This is a genomic window from Mycobacterium sp. E2327, assembly GCF_001672675.1.
Taxonomy (GTDB): domain Bacteria; phylum Actinomycetota; class Actinomycetes; order Mycobacteriales; family Mycobacteriaceae; genus Mycobacterium.
In genome coordinates this window covers 37,539-53,625 of the sequence record NZ_LZKE01000093.1, presented here as the reverse complement: position 1 = coordinate 53,625, position 16,087 = coordinate 37,539, and the positions used below count along the sequence as shown (strand labels likewise).

Annotated in this window: 15 protein-coding genes and 1 tRNA gene; 8 read left to right on the top strand and 8 right to left on the bottom strand. The window is 67.0% G+C overall.

Going from position 1 to position 16,087, the window contains the following annotated elements; genetic code table 11:
• Positions 1-51: 51 nt before the first annotated feature.
• On the bottom strand, positions 52-534 hold the full coding sequence (locus tag A5712_RS09980) for a single-stranded DNA-binding protein (RefSeq protein ID WP_068104008.1): 483 nt from the start codon (positions 532-534) through the stop codon (positions 52-54).
• Positions 535-905: 371 nt separating this feature from the next.
• Here A5712_RS09980 and A5712_RS09975 point away from each other — a divergent pair, with 371 nt between their 5' ends.
• The 3 genes from A5712_RS09975 to A5712_RS09965 all read left to right on the top strand — a co-directional run bounded on the left by A5712_RS09975 (position 906) and on the right by A5712_RS09965 (position 3,007).
• Positions 906-2,438, top strand: a complete 1,533-nt coding sequence (locus A5712_RS09975) for an adenylate/guanylate cyclase domain-containing protein (protein ID WP_068104006.1) — start codon at positions 906-908, stop codon at positions 2,436-2,438.
• A gap of 69 nt (positions 2,439-2,507) precedes the next feature.
• Positions 2,508-2,753 (top strand): type II toxin-antitoxin system Phd/YefM family antitoxin, encoded by a 246-nt coding sequence (locus A5712_RS09970; protein WP_068104003.1) that lies wholly within the window; start codon positions 2,508-2,510, stop codon positions 2,751-2,753.
• Entirely contained in the window at positions 2,750-3,007 is a 258-nt protein-coding gene (locus tag A5712_RS09965; RefSeq protein ID WP_068104002.1) for a Txe/YoeB family addiction module toxin, read from the top strand. The genes A5712_RS09970 and A5712_RS09965 overlap by 4 nt, the downstream gene beginning before the upstream one ends.
• Positions 3,008-3,088: 81 nt before the next feature.
• Here A5712_RS09965 and A5712_RS09960 read toward each other — a convergent pair whose 3' ends face one another.
• From A5712_RS09960 to A5712_RS09940, 5 genes are all read right to left on the bottom strand, one after another.
• Positions 3,089-5,122 carry a cytochrome c oxidase assembly protein gene (locus A5712_RS09960; protein WP_068104001.1) on the bottom strand — a complete coding sequence of 678 codons (2,034 nt, stop codon included), beginning with the start codon at positions 5,120-5,122 and terminating at the stop codon, positions 3,089-3,091.
• A gap of 26 nt (positions 5,123-5,148) precedes the next feature.
• Complete coding sequence (locus tag A5712_RS09955) at positions 5,149-7,518, bottom strand: glycerol-3-phosphate 1-O-acyltransferase (protein ID WP_068103996.1); 2,370 nt, start codon at positions 7,516-7,518, stop codon at positions 5,149-5,151.
• Positions 7,515-9,290 carry an HAD-IB family hydrolase/lysophospholipid acyltransferase family protein gene (locus A5712_RS09950; protein WP_068103994.1) on the bottom strand — a complete coding sequence of 592 codons (1,776 nt, stop codon included), beginning with the start codon at positions 9,288-9,290 and terminating at the stop codon, positions 7,515-7,517. Before A5712_RS09950 ends, A5712_RS09955 begins: the two co-directional genes overlap by 4 nt.
• Positions 9,287-10,756: a wax ester/triacylglycerol synthase family O-acyltransferase gene (locus A5712_RS09945; RefSeq protein ID WP_068103992.1), complete on the bottom strand. Its 1,470-nt coding sequence runs from the start codon at positions 10,754-10,756 to the stop codon at positions 9,287-9,289. Before A5712_RS09945 ends, A5712_RS09950 begins: the two co-directional genes overlap by 4 nt.
• Positions 10,757-10,907: 151 nt before the next feature.
• Positions 10,908-12,155, bottom strand: coding sequence for an alpha/beta hydrolase (locus A5712_RS09940; RefSeq protein WP_068103990.1), 1,248 nt, complete (start codon positions 12,153-12,155; stop codon positions 10,908-10,910).
• Between the two features lie 186 nt (positions 12,156-12,341).
• Here A5712_RS09940 and A5712_RS09935 point away from each other — a divergent pair.
• A tRNA-Arg gene (locus A5712_RS09935) sits at positions 12,342-12,415 on the top strand.
• Positions 12,416-12,440: 25 nt separating this feature from the next.
• On the opposite strand, the gene A5712_RS09930 is transcribed toward A5712_RS09935, so the two are convergent.
• Positions 12,441-12,749 carry a hypothetical protein gene (locus A5712_RS09930; protein WP_068103988.1) on the bottom strand — a complete coding sequence of 103 codons (309 nt, stop codon included), beginning with the start codon at positions 12,747-12,749 and terminating at the stop codon, positions 12,441-12,443.
• A gap of 185 nt (positions 12,750-12,934) precedes the next feature.
• Between A5712_RS09930 and A5712_RS09925 the strand changes: the two genes are divergently transcribed.
• The 4 genes from A5712_RS09925 (at position 12,935) to A5712_RS09910 (ending at position 15,118) form a co-directional block, all read left to right on the top strand.
• Entirely contained in the window at positions 12,935-13,222 is a 288-nt protein-coding gene (locus A5712_RS09925; RefSeq protein WP_156766502.1) for a hypothetical protein, read from the top strand.
• A gap of 204 nt (positions 13,223-13,426) precedes the next feature.
• A complete protein-coding gene (locus tag A5712_RS09920; protein WP_068103984.1) occupies positions 13,427-13,729 on the top strand; it encodes a hypothetical protein in 303 nt (100 codons plus the stop codon).
• Positions 13,730-13,905: 176 nt separating this feature from the next.
• Positions 13,906-14,337 carry an Hsp20/alpha crystallin family protein gene (locus A5712_RS09915; protein WP_068103981.1) on the top strand — a complete coding sequence of 144 codons (432 nt, stop codon included), beginning with the start codon at positions 13,906-13,908 and terminating at the stop codon, positions 14,335-14,337.
• A 94-nt stretch (positions 14,338-14,431) separates the two neighbouring features.
• Positions 14,432-15,118 (top strand): cutinase family protein, encoded by a 687-nt coding sequence (locus A5712_RS09910; protein ID WP_197519359.1) that lies wholly within the window; start codon positions 14,432-14,434, stop codon positions 15,116-15,118.
• Between the two features lie 33 nt (positions 15,119-15,151).
• On the opposite strand, the gene A5712_RS09905 is transcribed toward A5712_RS09910, so the two are convergent.
• The gene (locus tag A5712_RS09905; protein ID WP_068103980.1) at positions 15,152-15,952 is read right to left on the bottom strand and encodes a DUF732 domain-containing protein; all 801 of its coding nucleotides are present in this window, start codon (positions 15,950-15,952) and stop codon (positions 15,152-15,154) included.
• Positions 15,953-16,087 lie beyond the last annotated feature (135 nt).

The following is a 16,087-nucleotide window of genomic DNA, read 5'->3' as shown; positions in this document are numbered from 1 at the left end:
AGAGATCTCGCGGACCATCCTAGGCATCGCGCGGCGGCGCCGATCCCGCAGCTAAGCCGTCAGCGGCAGCGCTGCCGAATCGTCGGGCTCGACGCCGTCGTCGGCATCGGTCTCCTCACCAGCGGCATCCGTCCCTCCCGCCGTCGACGGCGCGGCGTCCGCGGGCGTCGGCCCGGTGTAGCCCGGCCTCTCGATGCGCACGATCGCGCGCGACACGTCCGGCCCGACGGATGTCGCCCGCATCTCGAGCGATGAACGGCGATTGCCGTCGCGGTCCTCGTACTCGCTGGTGTACACGTGGCCCACCACGATCACCGGCGCGCCCTTGCCCAGCGCGGCACCCACGCCGGTGACCAACTTGCCCCAGCAATTGACGTTGATGAACAGCGAGTTGCCCGACTCCCAGCCTCCGTCGGCCGTGCGCCGCCGGGAGTTGCTGGCCACGCGGAACTTGATGACCTCCTGGGTGCCGACCTGTCGGCGTTCGGGGTTGTTGACGATGTGGCCGACGACCGTAAGCGGTGTTTCAAACATGGGCTCAATTCCCTTTCTCGATTGCATTTCGCTCTGTGGTGACCATTGACCCCGGCACTACCGACGGACCCGGCGCAATACCGCTCGCACCCGCTGCCCGTGTGAAAAAAACCGTGACTGTGGATAGTTCCCCGTTTTGTCCGGATTGGGGATTTCAAGACCACTACCAGGCTGCTTGGCTGGGATCACTTGGCCGAGCCGGGCGTCCGAAATATTGCGTCGTTTCCTGAGATTGAAAGCAGCGATAGGTGCCGCCCGCCGCACCCAACATCTGCGCACATCTCAGATCGTCTCTGGCGCTGTCCGCGGAATCGTCAACACTTCCAGGTTTACTGAAGTCGTTAACTTGGCGGACGTTTAATCTCGCTGGCATGGGTCGCTTGTGGCAGTTTGTGTGGGACAGGTATGGGTCGCGGTACTCATGGGCGCTTTGGGCGATCGTCTTCCAATTCTTGCTGCCCGTCTACCTTGTTCCGCCGTTTGCCGTTGTTGCGTTAGAGAAGTCGGATCGCTACCTCGAAGCGGCGGCCATCACGGCTGTCGGCCTGCTGCTGCCGGTGTATGTGACGTTACTTCCCGGCCTTGGAGACATCCGCCTTGCGGAGCAGTGCGCAGCGGGCGTTGAGGTCGATCGAGCGAAGGCACTGGAGGCCACGTATACCTGGGCTCGGCGGACGGTTGCCCGAGCCTTGGTGAGCAATGCCGTTGCGCTGACGGTGATATTGGTTGTTGTCGGTGCGGCTGTGGGGGCGACATGGTCACGGTTGATCCAGTACGGAATTCTTGGCGCCGCCTACGGCGCTGGCATACAGGTGATAGCAGTGCACAGCTTCGCGGAAGCCGCACTACGACCTGCCAGGATCGCCATCGCCGGTGACATGAGCATCGGTGATTCGCTGCCGCGCTCCCGCCCGACGTTCGCCGTTTGGTCGGACATGCTAGTGGTCGCGGTCTCGTTCGTCTTCGCGGTTGGAGGGGCGATCGTGGCGGCTGTATTCAATCGGGTTAGTGAGGTCCCCGTAGCCTCCGTGGTGATCGGATGCGCGCTAACCCTTGTCTTCGGGGTGCCGATGACCGTCGGCGCCTCCTTCTCGCCGTCCTTGCGACCCATTCGTGAGCTCACCGAAGCAACCAAACGTGTTGCGGCCGGCGACTACCGCCAACGGGTGCCGGTGGTGCAGGATGACGACCTCGGTGCGCTGGCGGCATCGTTCAACCGCATGCAGGCCGGTTTGGCTGAGCGGCAACGCCTTCAGGCCGCATTTGGCACCTACGTTGGCCCCGCCCTCGCGGCGCGGCTGCTCGAACAGGGTGATGACGTGTTCACCGGCGAGCGGCGCGAGGTGACAGTGATGTTCGTTGACGTTCGCGACTTCACCCCGTTCGCCGAGGCGAACACGCCTGAAAACACTGTCTCTCGCCTCAACGCGCTGTTCGAAATCATGGTGCCGGCTGTCATGGACGCAGGGGGGCATGTCAACAAGTTCCTCGGTGATGGGGCTCTGGCGGTCTTCGCCGCCCCCAATGACCTCGCGGATCACGCCGACGCCGCCGTGAGCGCCGCTGTCCTGATTCACCGTCTTGTCGCTGAGCGATTCGGCGAGACCCTGCAGATCGGCATCGGGATCAACACGGGTGCGGTGATCGCTGGCACTATTGGCGGCGGCGGCAAGCTCGAGTTCACCCTGATCGGTGACACCGTCAACGTCGCTGCCCGCGTCGAACAGCTCACAAAAACCACCGGAGACGCAATTCTTCTCACCCAGCAATGCGTCGACGCATTGGAGTCTCGACCGGCCGGGCTCATCGACCGGGGACGCCATGTCCTGAAAGGAAAGACAGACCCTGTGCAGGTCTTCGGCCTCGATCACGAGGTCGACGCGCGGGTTGGTTTCACTCGCTAGTAGAAGGTAGACGATCCTGTGGACTGGCTACTGGTACCATATCTTGTACCACTAGCAAGGAGGGTCCCGGTGGCGATCACTGCGAGCGAGGCGCGCAAGAATCTGTTTCCTTTGATTGAGAAGGTGAACGCCGACCGGATGCCGGTTGAGATCACGTCGAAGGCGGGTCGCGCCGTGCTGATGTCCGCGGACGACTGGGAAGCGTGGCAGGAGACGGCGTACCTGTTCCAGTCCCCGGCGAACGCCCGCCGGCTTCTCGACGCGGCTGACGCACTGGATCGGGGTCGCGGAATCCGGGCCGATCTCGCCGAGTGAATATCGTCTTCTCGCCTCAGGCCTGGGAGGACTACCTACACTGGCAGACCGCCGACCGTGCGGTGCTCAAGCGGATCAACACGCTCATCGCCGACGCTTGTCGGTCGCCGCAGGAAGGCATCGGCAAGCCGGAACCGTTGAAATACGGCCTCGTCGGCGCTTGGTCTCGACGGATTACCCAGGACCACCGACTGGTCTACCGGGTTGTCGGCGATGACCTGCAGATCCTGCAGGCCCGATATCGCTACAGCTAGCCGGGCGGATGCCACGCGATCTCGTCAGGGCCCGCGAGCGTAACGACACTGCGAAAATTCGCACGCGATTTCGCAGTGTCGTTACGCTCGCGGACTTTCGCTACGCCCGGGCGTTTCGCCCCGCGCCAGCTCGGCCAGCATCGCGTTGTAGGCAGCCAACTCGGCGTCGTCGTCCAGCTCGGCCGCGCGGTCCAGCCGCCGCGCGGTGCGCTTGTCGCTGCGCGCCCACTGCACCAGCAGCGCGATCATCACGATCACCAGCGGCACTTCGCCTGCGGCCCAGGCGATTCCGCCACCCAAATGCTGGTCGCCGATCAGGTCGGTGTGCCAGGGCAGCCCGAGCGATCGGTAGTAGTCGGCGCCGAGCACCTTTCGGGTGCCCATCAGCACCACCCCGAAGAACGCGTGCAGCGGCAGGGATGCGAACACCACGCCGACCTTGGCCAGCGGCGGGATCGGACGCGGAGTCGGGTCAACCCCGATGACGATCCAATAGAACACATAGCCGCTGACCAGGAAGTGCACGTTCATCGCCAGGTGCCCGGCGTGACTGCTGACCGCGGTGTCGAACAGGTTCGAGAGGTACAGGCCGTAAAAACCGGCGACGAAGAGCACTGTGGCGACGATCGGGTTGGTGACGAATCGCGAATAGCGACTGTGCAGCGCGGCCAGCAGCCACTCCCGCATGCCGGGCGGGTCGTCGCCGCCGGCGGCGGGCAGCGCCCGCAGCGCCAGGGTGACCGGGGCGCCCAGCACCAGCAGGATCGGGACCAGCATCGACAGGCCCATGTGCGCGACCATGTGCATGCTGAACATCGCCGGCATGTAGCGACCGACACCCGACGAGGTCACGAATAGCAAGGTCAGGCAGCCCAGCAGCCAGGACACCGTTCGCCCCGGCGGCCAGTGATCGCCGCGGCGGCGCAACCTCAGCACGGCGGCCACGTACAGCGCGGCGAACACGATCGCGGCGGTGCCGAAGATGAGGTCGAAGCGCCAGTCGAGCAGGATGCGCACCGCGGTGGGAGGTCCATCGAAGTCGTAGCCGATCTCGGCCTCCGGGATGGTGGGCAGCCGGGCCGGGGGCGGCGGCGGCGCGGTGCGGCCCAACCCGACGGCGATGCCGAACGTCAGGCCGAACACCGCGGCCTCGATCAGCGCCAGCCTGATCAGGAGCCGGCGTGCTCGCGGTGGAGTCGGATCGCCTTGCAGCGCAACCGCTCCCGAGCGTCGCTGGCGCCAGCCGAGTGTGCCCAGCGCGCACAGCGCGACGAATTTCGCGACGACCAGCCGCCCGTACCCGGTCGTCAACAGGTCGGACGGCAGCACCCGCACCAGGGCGTTGACCACTCCGCTGAGCGCCATCGCCACCCAGCACCACAGCGCGACCGTCGAGAACCGTCGTGCCGCCAGGCCCAGGTAGTCACCGCCGCGCAGCCCGTGGGCGAGCAAGGCGAGCAGGCCGCCGGCCCACACGCTGGCGGCGACGAGGTGGATCAGCAGGCTGTTGGTGGCGAAGTCGTGCGAACCACCGGCCGACGAATGACCGGTCAGCCCGAGCGGAACCAGCGTCACCAACGATGCGGCCAGCAGCAGCGGCGTCCACGACCAGCGCAGCACCGACACGCTCGCCACGGTGACGAGCGCGGCCAGGATGGCGGTCCAGCGCCAGGCCGAGGCGGTGTTGACCAAGCCGGCCAGCGACCAGATGGTGCCGGGGTCGAGGTCGCCCAAGCGGTGACCGGAGACGTCGGAGATGGTCAGCGGGACGAGCAGGGCGGCGCACACCGCCCAAACCCCCGACGCGACCGTCCCGAGGCGAAGCGCGCGATAGCCACCGACATCGAGGACGCCGCTGCCCTGCGGCGGCACCAGAAACGCCGCGAACAGGAACGACCCGACGGCCAGCACCGCGGCGATCTCCCCCACCGCCCGGACGAACGGCAGCCCCAGCGTGGTGGCCGGGCCGGGGTCGGGCAATCCCGTCGCGGTCAGCGCGCCCGCCAACGAGAGCGCCCCGATCCCCGCGGCCGTGCAGCCCGCCAGCACCGCGACGCCGATCAACACCGGCCACACCCGCGCCGCGCGGGTGGCCACCGGCCGGTCAACGGTCATGCACCCAGCGTATTGGGCGCTGCCGACTACCGAGCTTGGCCGTCCAGCCGCTCCCGGCGCGCGCGGGCCTCGCGGGCGATGAACTGCTCGCGGGCGATCCGGCCGACGTACTCGGAATCCTCGAGGATGTTGCGCAGCTCTCGGCGGAAAGCGGTCCGCCGTTCGGCGAGGTCGGGGGCCGGCGCGATCAGATCTTGGTCGACGACGACCTGATACGCGGTGGCGAACAGCAGCGTCGATACCGATTCGCTGCTATGGACCCTGGTCTGTGCCACGTATTGCCGGCCCACCCCGAGCGCCGACTCGGTCAGCTCCTTGGGCCCGACGTCGGCCGGCGCGTCGCGCAACACGTCGGCGACGATCTCGTACGCCTCGAAGAACACCCGCAACATGGCTTCCGCCATCAACGGACGCTTGGCGAACAGCATCGCGTGGATTTCGTCGCCGCCGGCGGTGACGTGCGCTTCCCAGTCGTCGTGCCACGCCATCTCTTCGGCGATGTGGTCCCGGAACGCCGCCGAGTCGGCGAAATAGAAATCGAACTTCAGCAGATCCCGCAACCGCATCGCCTGCGCCCAGAACGCGGCGACGCGGTCGCCGTCAGGGTCGGTGACGCGCCGGGCGTGCGCCAGCGCCAGCTCGACGATCGAGGTCTCTAAAAAGGCGTGGATCAAGGAGTTTCGGTAGAACGCCGCGGCGTGCTGCTGCTCGGGCGCGATTCGCCACACCGGCTCGCGGCCGCCGTCCACGCGGGTGATCGGGTGTCCGTTGGACAGCGTGTCGACCGCGGCGAGCACTCCGTCGCGCCGGCGCAGCCGCAGGGCGCTCGTGGACATCGGGGTCTGCTTGCGCTCCAGATAATCCAGCGAGTCCTGCAGGGTGTGGTGCAGTTGGCCGAGCGTCAACGCCGCGCCCCGCGTGGTGAGCAGCAGCGCGCACACCAAACCCGTCGCCGTTACCGGGGTCGCCTGCAGGATCCGCCACGCAACCTGAAACGACATCTTCTGCAGCGCAAGCCGTTTGGCGTCCTCATCCAGCGCGCGTGCCCCGTGCGGCGGACCGAGGTACTGCCGCATCGAGACCGCTTCCGGGAAGCGCACGTAGATCTTGCCGTAGTTACGCTCGCCCTGCGCCTTGATGAAGTTATAGAGCCAGACGACGCCCTCCGGTGTCTTCTCGCCCCCGCGGGCATACGCGGCGTACTCGGCGGTTTCGTGCAGCTGGTCGAAGCCGATCGACACCGGCTGCAACAGGATGTCTTCGCTGCGGCCGTCCAGGTACGCGTCGGCGACGTACGACAGCAGACCGAGCTTGGGCGGCAACATCTTTCCGGTGCGCGAGCGGGTGCCCTCGATCGACCAGCTCAGGTTGAACCGCTTCTCGACGATGTAGCCGACGTATTCGCGCAGGACGTACTTGTAGAGCGGGTCGTCGCCGATGTTGCGGCGGATGAAGATCGTCCCGGCACGGCGCAACAGCGGACCCATCACCCCGAAGGACAGGTTGATGCCGGCGAACACGTGCACCGGAGGTAACCGGTTCTCCTGCATCGCCACCGGCACCACCGCGCCGTCGATGTAGGAGCGGTGCGAAAACAGCAGCACGGCGGGATGGGTTTCCAGCGCGGTACGCATCGCGGCCACCTGGTACTCGTCATAGTCGATCTGGGGGTCGAATCCGCGGCTGAGCGCCCTGCCCAGGACCCCGACCAGGTCGACGGACACCCGGCTCCACCCGGTGGACAGTTCGTCGAGCATCTTGCCGGCTTCCTCGACGGTGGCGCCCGGGATCTTTTTCAGGCCGGCGCGAAAACGTGTGGAGGCCAAGATCTCTGGCTTGACCAGCCGCGGCGACTTGTACTGCGGCCCCAGGATCCGGTATTCGGCGCGTTCCAGCGCCAAGATGGCCCGACGGGTGACGAAGTGCGCGAAGTCGTGTCTGTCTTCGCCGACGGTGGTGTCGCGCCACTGCTGGCGCAATTCGGAGACCTTCGCCGGCTCGCCGGCCACCACCCGCGCGCGTAGCGGGTCATTGCGGATGATGTGCCGCTGCTGACGTGGGTTGGGGTGGTATGGATCCTGGCCCGGGAGCAGCCCGGCGAGCTTGGCGACCCGACCGCGATTGGCGGCCGGCAGCCAGAACACCCGCACCGGAACGACCGAGCGGTCGTCGTTGGATTCGGACTCGAGCCGCTCAACCAGCTCGGGTAGCGCCGTGGGCGGAGCGTTTTCTTCGGGCAGCGCCAATACCTCGAACGTCGCGTCGGGGTTGCCGGCACGCTCCTGATCCACCCACGCCATGACCAACTCCCGCTCGACCGGAGAGGCCATGGACGCCAATATCAGCGAGTCTTGTGCGGCGACGACGGCGCTGATATCCGCGGCCGGTTTGGTCACTGCCGCCCTCTCGGCGCGGAACCCGGCGACTCCCCGCTGACGGTTCCCCGCCCGCTGGGCTGTTGCGCCTCACCGTCTTTGAGCGCCACCTGAGACTCGTTCGGGTTCGCCTTCGCCGGCTTTGCCTTGGGCGCAGCCTTTTTCGCGGCGGCCTTTTTCGCGGCGGCCGTTTTGGCGGGCGCCTTTTTCGCGGCAGCCTTCTTGGCGGCCGCCTTCTTCGCCGGCGCCTGGGCCTTTTTCGCCGCCTTCTTCTCGGCGTACAGATCGACCTCGGGCAGTTCGTCGACAGGCCAGTTGGCCAGCGTGTCCAGGTAGAGCTGACGCACCTCGGCGATGTGGTCGGGCAGCTTCTCAACGGTCCAGTCGTCGACGGGAATTGGCGGGAATACCGCGACGTCGACCGTGCCGGGGTTGATGACGGTGGAGTTTCGCGCGGCGACGATCTCGGCGTTGCGGATGACGATGGGGACGATCGGGATTCCCACCGCCATCGCGATGCGGAAGGGCCCCTTCTTGAACGGCCCCACTTCGGTGGTGTCGACCCGGGTGCCCTCCGGGGCGATCACGATGGAGAGCCCGTTGCGGGCCCGGTCCTCGACCGTGTGCATCGTCTCGACCGCGGCGACCGGATCGTCCCGGTCGATGAACACGGTGTCGACCAGCTTGCCGAGCGTGCCCATGATCGGGTCCTTCTGCAGTTCCTTCTTGCCGACGCCGACCCAGTTGTCGCGCACCAGCGCGCCCGCGATGACGGGGTCGACCTGGTTGCGGTGGTTGAAGATAAAGACCGCCGGACGCTGCGCGGTCAGGTTCTCCTGGCCGATGACGTTGAGCTGCACCCCGGCGATCGCAAGCGACAACTGGGAGAAGGTGGAGGTGAAGAAGTTCACGCCGCGCCGACGGCTGCGGGTCAGCACGCCGATGCCGACGGCGCCGGCGGCGACCGGGAACATCGAACTGAAGCCGGCGAGCGTTCGCAACTGCCGCTGCAGGCCGAGCCGACCCCGGCTCTCGAATCTCAGGATCGGCCAGCCGCGGCGCTTGGCCACCGCGGCCATCTTTCCCTCGGGGTTGGTCGGCCGTGGATTGCCGACCAGATACATCAGGGCGACGTCCTCGTCGCCGTCGGCGTAGAAGTAGCTGTCCTTGAGGTCGATGCCGTGCTCGGCGGCAAACCGTTGCACGGCAGCGGCTTTGCCCGGTCCCCACAGGATCGGCTTCTGCACACCGCCGGTGAGTATCCCGTCCTCGTTGGTCTCGAACTTGTTGGTGAGCATGTTGGAGATCCCGAGGAAGCGCGCCACCGGGTTGACCTGAATGGTCAGCGCCGACGAGCTCAGCACCACGGTGTGGCCACGGGCCACGTGTGCGCGCACCAGCTCGCGCATCTCGGGGTAGATCCGCGACTCGATCCGTTGCACGAAGAGCCGCTCGCCGATCTCCTCCAGGTCGTCCAGCAGCCGCCCGGCCAGCGCAGCGGCGGCCTTACCGATGAGGTCTTCGAACTCGATGCGCCCCAGGGTGTGGCTCAGGCCGGCCTGAACCATGCTGAGCAGCTCACCCACCCCCATGTCGCGGCGCAGCAGCCGCTCCTGAGTCAGGATGACGGCGGTGAACCCGGCGACCAGTGTGCCGTCCAGGTCGAAAAACGCGCCGATCTTCGGTCCGGGCGGGCTGGCCATGATCTCGGCGACCGAGCCGGGCAACCGCATGTCGCCTGCCGGTTGCTTTTGCGCGCCAACGTTTTTGGCCTGCTCTTGCGAGGCGCTCATGAGCTCGCCACCGATCGCGCGGAGACGGCCGGCTCGGTGAAGGAGGCGGGCACCGCGCGCGGCGCCGGGTCACCCGCCAGCGCCAGGATCTCGTCGAAGCCCTCCAGCAGGCACTGGGCGAACAGCGGTTCGTTTCGCACCGAGGCCCGGTCGTAACGCACGGTGATCGTGCACCACCCGCCCCGGGAGATCAGCACCACCATCATCGCCACCCCGGGCAGCGGGCCGATGCCGTACTGCCGCAAGACCTTTGCGCCGGCGATGTAGGTGTCGCCGGGATAGACCGGGACGTTGCTGGCCTGCACGTCGGACCCGATCACCGAGCCGGTGATCCCCTCCAGCACGGGCGTGGGCAGCACGCTGAGCACCGGGGCGATGGAACCGATGATGTTCATCGCGGGCTCGTCGCGGCGCTGCGTCATCTGGGCGCGGATCTTCTTCATCCGGGCGACGGGATCGGCGGTGCCCAGCGGCGCGGCCAGGTTGACGCCGGTGAAGCGGTTGCCGCCGGCCGTGTCGGCGTCTGCGCGCAGGCTCACCGGCACGGCCATCGGCAGCGTGCTGATGGGGACGCCGAGGGCCACGTGGTAGCGGCGCAGGGCACCGGACAGGCCGGCGAGGTAGGCGTCGTTGATCGATCCCCCACCGGCTTTCGCGGCCCGGTGCAGGTCGGAAAGCGGAATGTCGATCGCTTCGGTGCGGGTGGCGAGGCTGCGCCGGCGCAGCAGCGGCGACGGCTCGGCGGCGCGGTTCATCACCCGCACGCCCGACATGGCGTAGCCGACCACTCCGCCGACGGTGGAAACCGGGTCCAGCACCGCCTTGCCGGCCGCCGACACCGCCCCGGACACGGCGCCCACGACGCCGTTGACGATGGCCAGGGGCAGGCGGTTGATGCCTTGGCGCATCAGGTCATTGGGCGTCAAGTCCTGCGGAACGGGTTGCGGCGGCGTCGGCCTGGCCGGCGGCTCCCGCTCCAGGTCATAGATTTCGGCGAACATCTCGACGCCGCCAACACCGTCGGTGACCGCGTGGCTGACGTGCAGCAGCGTCGCGGCCCGGCCGTCGGCCAGGCCCTCCACCAGCGTGGCGGTCCACAGCGGCCGCGAGATGTCCATCGGCGATTGCAGGATCACCTCCGCCAAGTCGAACACCTCGCGCAGCGTGCCTGACCCGGACACTCGCACCCGTCGCACGTGGAAGTCGAGGTTGAAGTCGGGATCGACGACCCAGCGCGGTGACGCCGTCGGCAACGTCGGTACGACGACCTTCTGGCGCAACCGGCGCACCCGCCGGGAGGCGTTTTCGAATCGGGTTCGGAACCGGTCCCAGTCCGGTGTGGTGTCGAGGAGTTCGAGCGCCATGATCCCGGACCGGGTCCGGGGGTTCGCCTCCCCCCGATGCATCAGATAGTCCACCGGCCCGAGCTCGTCGGCCAATTGAATGGCCTCGCCCGACTCAGCCATGATCGCGAACTCGACGCGCCAACGTTGTCACCGCTGACCAAGCCTCCTGTCTGGGACCCGCAAACCGGATTGCCCAACCCACGCTAGTCGGCTTGCCGCGCTGGTGAAAGGCGCGATCCAGTCGGCATTAAGGCAGCAAAGCGGCCCCGGCTCAGCTGGCCGAAGTCGCCGACAGCGGCAACGAACGCGCCAGCGAGCCGGCGCGGCCCCCGTAGACGATGCCCAGGAAGTCGGCGACGGCCCCGGCGGCCAACCGCGACCGCACCGTCGGGGTGATGTCGAACGCGTGGTGCGCGTTGGCGAGTTCGGCGTAGCCCACCGTGGCGGCCCCGGCATCCCGTAGCGCTGCGCAGAAGACCCGAGCCTGGCCGGTGGGAACCAGTTCGTCTTTTTCGCCGTGCAGCACGAAGAACGGCGGAGCCTCGCTGTGCGCGTAGGTGATCGGCGACGCCGCCCTGAAGCGCTCAGGGTTCTCGCTGTAGCGGGACTTGAGTACGAAGTGCTCGAGGAACGGCAGCATCATCTCGTGCATATTCTCGAAGTCGGTGAAGTCGTAGACGCCGTAATAGGGCGCGACGGCCTGCACGGTGGTGTCCGCGTCCTCGAAGCCGGGCTGGAACGTCGGATTGTTCGGGGTGAGCGCAGCCAGCGACGCCAGGTGGCCGCCCGCCGACCCACCGGTGATCGCGATGAAGTCAGGATCACCGCCGTAGTCGGCGATGTTCTCGCGGACCCACGCGATCGCCCTCTTCACGTCGATGAGGTGCGTGGGAAATGTGCAGCGTGGGCTCTTGCTGTAGTTGATCGAGACGCAGATCCAGCCGAGCTCGACCATGTGGCTCATCAGCGTGTAGGCCTGATGGCGTTTGCCGTTGACCGACCACGCCCCGCCGGGGACCTGAATCAGCACCGGTGCGCGCCGGCCGGGCGCCAGGTCGTGACGCCGCCAGATGTCCAGCAGGTGTTCGCTGCCGCCGGGACCGTAGGAGATGTCGGACGTCTCCGCGGCGTACCGGCGGTGCGGCCCGGGCCTGCGCAGCAGCCCGCCGCGCGGCGCAGCCTCGGGCTGGACATAGGCCGGGTGGCGAACAAGATCACGAAAGTCCGGCCCGAAGCACTCGACGAGCGCGGCGGTGAGGGCTTGGTCGGCTTTCTGCGCGGCCCACGAGGTACCGACGCGGCCGATGGCGGGTTGCGATACCCGGGATAAGGCGTGGCCGGTCACCACGTGCGGGGGAAATTCGGTGGAGAGCCAGCCGGCAAACCAGCCGACCGCGAACGGCGAGCCACGTAGCAACAGCGCACCCGCGCGGTACGTATCCCTGGCGTCGGCCGCCAGTCGCAGCGCCTGCGCGCCGGCCTCCGAGCACCGCGAAGTCAAGTTCAAGGCCACGCTCATAACAACGCACCCCTCGACGGCTATGCACACGCTTCGTTGCGGTTAACGGCTGATGATCAACCGGTGTTGTGCGTGTGTCGAGGTCTCACACCATAACCGATAAGTGCGGCGGCGGAAGACTTTTCGGGCGCGTCGCGTTCAGCCAGTCTTTCGGCGTGTCGCGTTCGATAGACTGACCTGCACATTGCCTCCGTAGCTCAGGTGGATAGAGCAAGGGCCTTCTAATCCCTAGGTCGCACGTTCGAGTCGTGCCGGGGGCACTGGCATTTTTTTGCGGCCATCACGTCACCCGTCAGCGGCGTCTGCGGCGGCGATCAACGCGCTGCCCAGCTTCCGCGCTTCGCTCGACGTGATGACCGGGGTGTGAGCGCCGTCGATGATGATCTTGCGCTCGGCGCGCCCATCCACGTACTGCCGCCCGATGACCGACACCACTATGTCCTCGATGTCGGCGCATCGGCCGTGGTCGGTGACGTGCTTAATCCGCCACTCCGGTCCGTCGAACACCCTGAAGGCCGCCCCGAAGCTCTCCCATTCGTCGACGCAGGTGGCCCCGTTGGGGGCAGCGAGGTCCCGCGATTGGGCTGTGGTCATGGTCGGTTCTCCTTGGGTCGTGGGGGCCAACTCGGCCCGTGTTAGTCAGTTGACTACACCACCTGCACGGTGTGTAGTCAAGTGACTAACTGCCTCAACGGGACGTGATCGTGGTCACCCTGTCGCCGCCGATGGTCGTCGCGAAGGTGGGGTCAGCGACGCGCGGACAGGCGAGAATGGCGGCCATGAACGAACCAGACAACCTCGGAATCGACGTAGCGCTCTTCTGCCCGGCACAACACCACGTCGGCAACCTCAGAAAGTTTGCAGCCGAGATCGGCTATCAGCCGAGAGGCGGAATGCTCGCGGCGTGGCCGCAACACCCGTCGGACTCGTGGTGGGAAGTCCGATGCCCCGACGGCTGCCCCGGCGTATTCGGCGGCGCCGTGGATCCGATCCGCCAAGAGGTGAAGCGGCTCGCAGATGACCCCAGGCGCACGAATGCGCACTACACGCTGAAGCAGGTCGGCTGACCGCGCGGAGACCACGCGTCAATTGCTGCGCCCAATTCAGCGGCGAAATCACAGATCATTTGCGCGCGGCGATGCTCCAAAACCAACGGGCCGCGGGAATGCCGAACATTTATAGAAGACCGCCGGCGGGACGTCGACGGAATTACCTCAGAATTAACTAGGAGATCGCTTTGACGGGCGCGCGGCGCCCTAAGATCGCCGGGCATGAGCGCTCCTACCAGCACCCCTTCGCCCGGGCCGGGGTGGTGGCTGGCATCCGACGGTCAGTGGTACCCGCAGCGGTGGGAGAGCAATTTCATCTACCGCACGAATGAGTCCCTGCAAGCTGTCGTAGAGGAGGTCGCCGAACTGTCGAAAGCTTACGGGGAACAGGGCTGGGAAATCGTGAACTCCTCTGTGCAACGCACTCAGGTCGCCCACCACTTCAAGGGCTACGACAAGGACGGCGAGCTGTATTTCGAATGGAGCATGGTCTGCACGCTCAAACGGCCGCTCCGTCCCGGCTAGGGATTGGGTCCATTCCACCGAAACGAAACCCGCTGTGCACCTTGGCCAGCGTCCGGGACCGACCGGTTGAACGCGCAATGAACCTCTCGGCAACTTCGGCGGCCCCCGTCTAGCACCGGCGGCCGCACAGTGGTTCGATCGAAATCGAAAGAGATGCAACGATTTCAGGAGAATCCATGGCAACTCTGCCGGTCCAGCGTCAACCCAGAACCCTGATGCCCGATCTCACCGAGCTCTTCAGCGGCACCCCCCTATTGGCGGGCCTGCGCCCGCTTTTCGACCGCAACCTGCTGCGGGTCGAGGACGAGTTGAACGACGGCCGCTACGAGGTTCGCGCCGAGATCCCAGGCGTCGACCCCGCGAAGGACATCGACATCACCGTGCACGACGGGATGCTGACCATCAAGGCCGTGCGCAGCCAGGCCGTCGAATCCCACGGTCGGTCCGAATTCAGCTACGGGGCCTTCGCGCGCTCCGTCCCACTGCCCGCCGGGGCCGACGTCGATGACGTCCACGCCACCTACGAAAAGGGCATCCTCGCCGTCTCGGTGCCGGTCCCCAACGGCGTGCCGGCGGCCAAACGCATCGAGGTCGAAATTCGGGAGTAATTCCGCGGCCAACGGCCACTGAGTCCCCGGGCGTGCCATCCGGTGGTGCGATGCGGGCGGAACGCTTCGATCCCGATATGTCAGCATTGGAATCGTGAACGCACGCCAATTGGCTCGTTTGCTTGTTTCCGCGGTGGTGACGACCGGGGCGCCGCTTCTTGGCGCACCGATCCTCGCTCCCCCCGCCTCGGCCGCCCCCTGCCCCGACGTCGACGTGACGTTCGCCCGCGGCACAGATGAGCCGCCGGGCGTCGGCGGCGTCGGGCAGGCTTTCATCGACTCGCTACGTTCGCAGGTCGGCGGTCGGTCCCTTGGTGTGTATGCCGTCAACTACCCGGCCACCGAGGATTGGCCCCCGTCCGCGTCCGCCGGCGCCGTCGACGCGAAAGCGCACGTTCAATCCATGGTCGCGACCTGCCCCAACACCAAGCTGGTGCTCGGCGGATATTCCCAGGGCGCGATGGTGATCGATCTGATCACCATCGCCCGAGCGTCGATCGCGGGCTTCAACGCCGACACGCTGTCGGCCGACGAGGCCGCCCACGTGGCCGCCGTCGCCGTGTTCGGGAATATGGCCGACAGGGTTGTAGGGCCCATGAACGAGGCCAGCCCGTGGTACGGGGCCAAGGCCATCGACTTGTGCGCGCCCGGCGATCCGGTGTGTTCTGGGGGCGGCCTGTCGCTGCCCTCGCACGACCAGGTGTTCTCCCCGGAGCACTTGTCGTATCAGAATTCCGGGATGCCCAGTCAGGCAGCTAGTTTCGTGGCGAGTCACCTCTAGCCACAACCCTTGTAGCGCAAGGCATTCAGCGCCTCACGGTGCGAGCCGGACAAAGCCCGGCGACGGATCCGCGGGGACCCCGCCACCATTTCCGCCAGGGCTACCACCGCCGTTGCCGCCACCGGCGCTACCGCCGCCGCTGCCTCCGGCGCCGCCAGGCTGCGGACCCCCGGCGGGCTCCATCTGCTGCGGTGGCGGCGGCTGCTGTGGCGGGGGCTTCGCGGTTTGCGGCGGGGGCGGCGGGTGCTTTGGTGCGGACGGCGCCGCTATCGGCTGCCGTGGCGTCTGGATCTGTGCCGCCTGCGGCGGCGGTGCCGGAAGCTGCGGCGGATTGGGATCGTCGATCTCTCCGGACGGAACCGCCACGGGCGACTCCCGAAGATCGCTCCGCACGTCGACCGCCGGCCGTGTGACCCGGTGCGCGGACCCTTCCCACCCGCTGGGATTGGTCCTTAGGGAAGCGATTTTGCCCCGATCGTAGGGGCAGTAGGCCCCGACCGCGGCGGTGATGAAGCGCGCCTCGGTGCGCGCGAGGCGGCCGAGGTCGAAATCGCGCTCGCTCGGGTCGATGCCGACCGCATTGTTGACCATCGCGTCCACCAAGCCGGCCGCCGGCATGCCGGCGTCGAGCGTGCGACACACGTCATGGCCGGTTTCGATGAGGCTCGGGACGCCACGAAGTGCGGGGATGCCTTGTTGATCGAGCAGTGCCAGGAACCGGTCGTCTTGGCTCGGGTCGGCGATAGCCGCGCCGCCGCGCACAATTGCAGCTCCCGTTAGCACCACAAGGGCGGTAATCAGGGCACCGGAGCGGCCGGTGGTGCCGGTGAACATAGGAGGGATTTCCGTTCTGGTCGGGCCGTCGCGTGACGGGCGAATTGCCATGTACACCAGGCACTTGCGCCGCCCCTCCGGTTTCACGGTGCACTTGCCAACGCTGCTATGCCTTGAATCCGTTCACCATTTGTT

What these genes read in the sequence shown, in the direction of transcription:
- A5712_RS09980 (WP_068104008.1), bottom strand. Translation starts at nt 534, where the DNA reads ATGTTTGAAACACCGCTTACGGTCGTCGGCCACATCGTCAACAACCCC.
- A5712_RS09975 (WP_068104006.1), top strand. Translation starts at nt 906, where the DNA reads ATGGGTCGCTTGTGGCAGTTTGTGTGGGACAGGTATGGGTCGCGGTAC.
- A5712_RS09960 (WP_068104001.1), bottom strand. Translation starts at nt 5,122, where the DNA reads ATGACCGTTGACCGGCCGGTGGCCACCCGCGCGGCGCGGGTGTGGCCG.
- A5712_RS09950 (WP_068103994.1), bottom strand. Translation starts at nt 9,290, where the DNA reads ATGAGCGCCTCGCAAGAGCAGGCCAAAAACGTTGGCGCGCAAAAGCAA.
- A5712_RS09945 (WP_068103992.1), bottom strand. Translation starts at nt 10,756, where the DNA reads ATGGCTGAGTCGGGCGAGGCCATTCAATTGGCCGACGAGCTCGGGCCG.
- A5712_RS09940 (WP_068103990.1), bottom strand. Translation starts at nt 12,155, where the DNA reads ATGAGCGTGGCCTTGAACTTGACTTCGCGGTGCTCGGAGGCCGGCGCG.
- A5712_RS09930 (WP_068103988.1), bottom strand. Translation starts at nt 12,749, where the DNA reads ATGACCACAGCCCAATCGCGGGACCTCGCTGCCCCCAACGGGGCCACC.
- A5712_RS09925 (WP_156766502.1), top strand. Translation starts at nt 12,935, where the DNA reads ATGAACGAACCAGACAACCTCGGAATCGACGTAGCGCTCTTCTGCCCG.
- A5712_RS09920 (WP_068103984.1), top strand. Translation starts at nt 13,427, where the DNA reads ATGAGCGCTCCTACCAGCACCCCTTCGCCCGGGCCGGGGTGGTGGCTG.
- A5712_RS09915 (WP_068103981.1), top strand. Translation starts at nt 13,906, where the DNA reads ATGGCAACTCTGCCGGTCCAGCGTCAACCCAGAACCCTGATGCCCGAT.
- A5712_RS09905 (WP_068103980.1), bottom strand. Translation starts at nt 15,952, where the DNA reads ATGTTCACCGGCACCACCGGCCGCTCCGGTGCCCTGATTACCGCCCTT.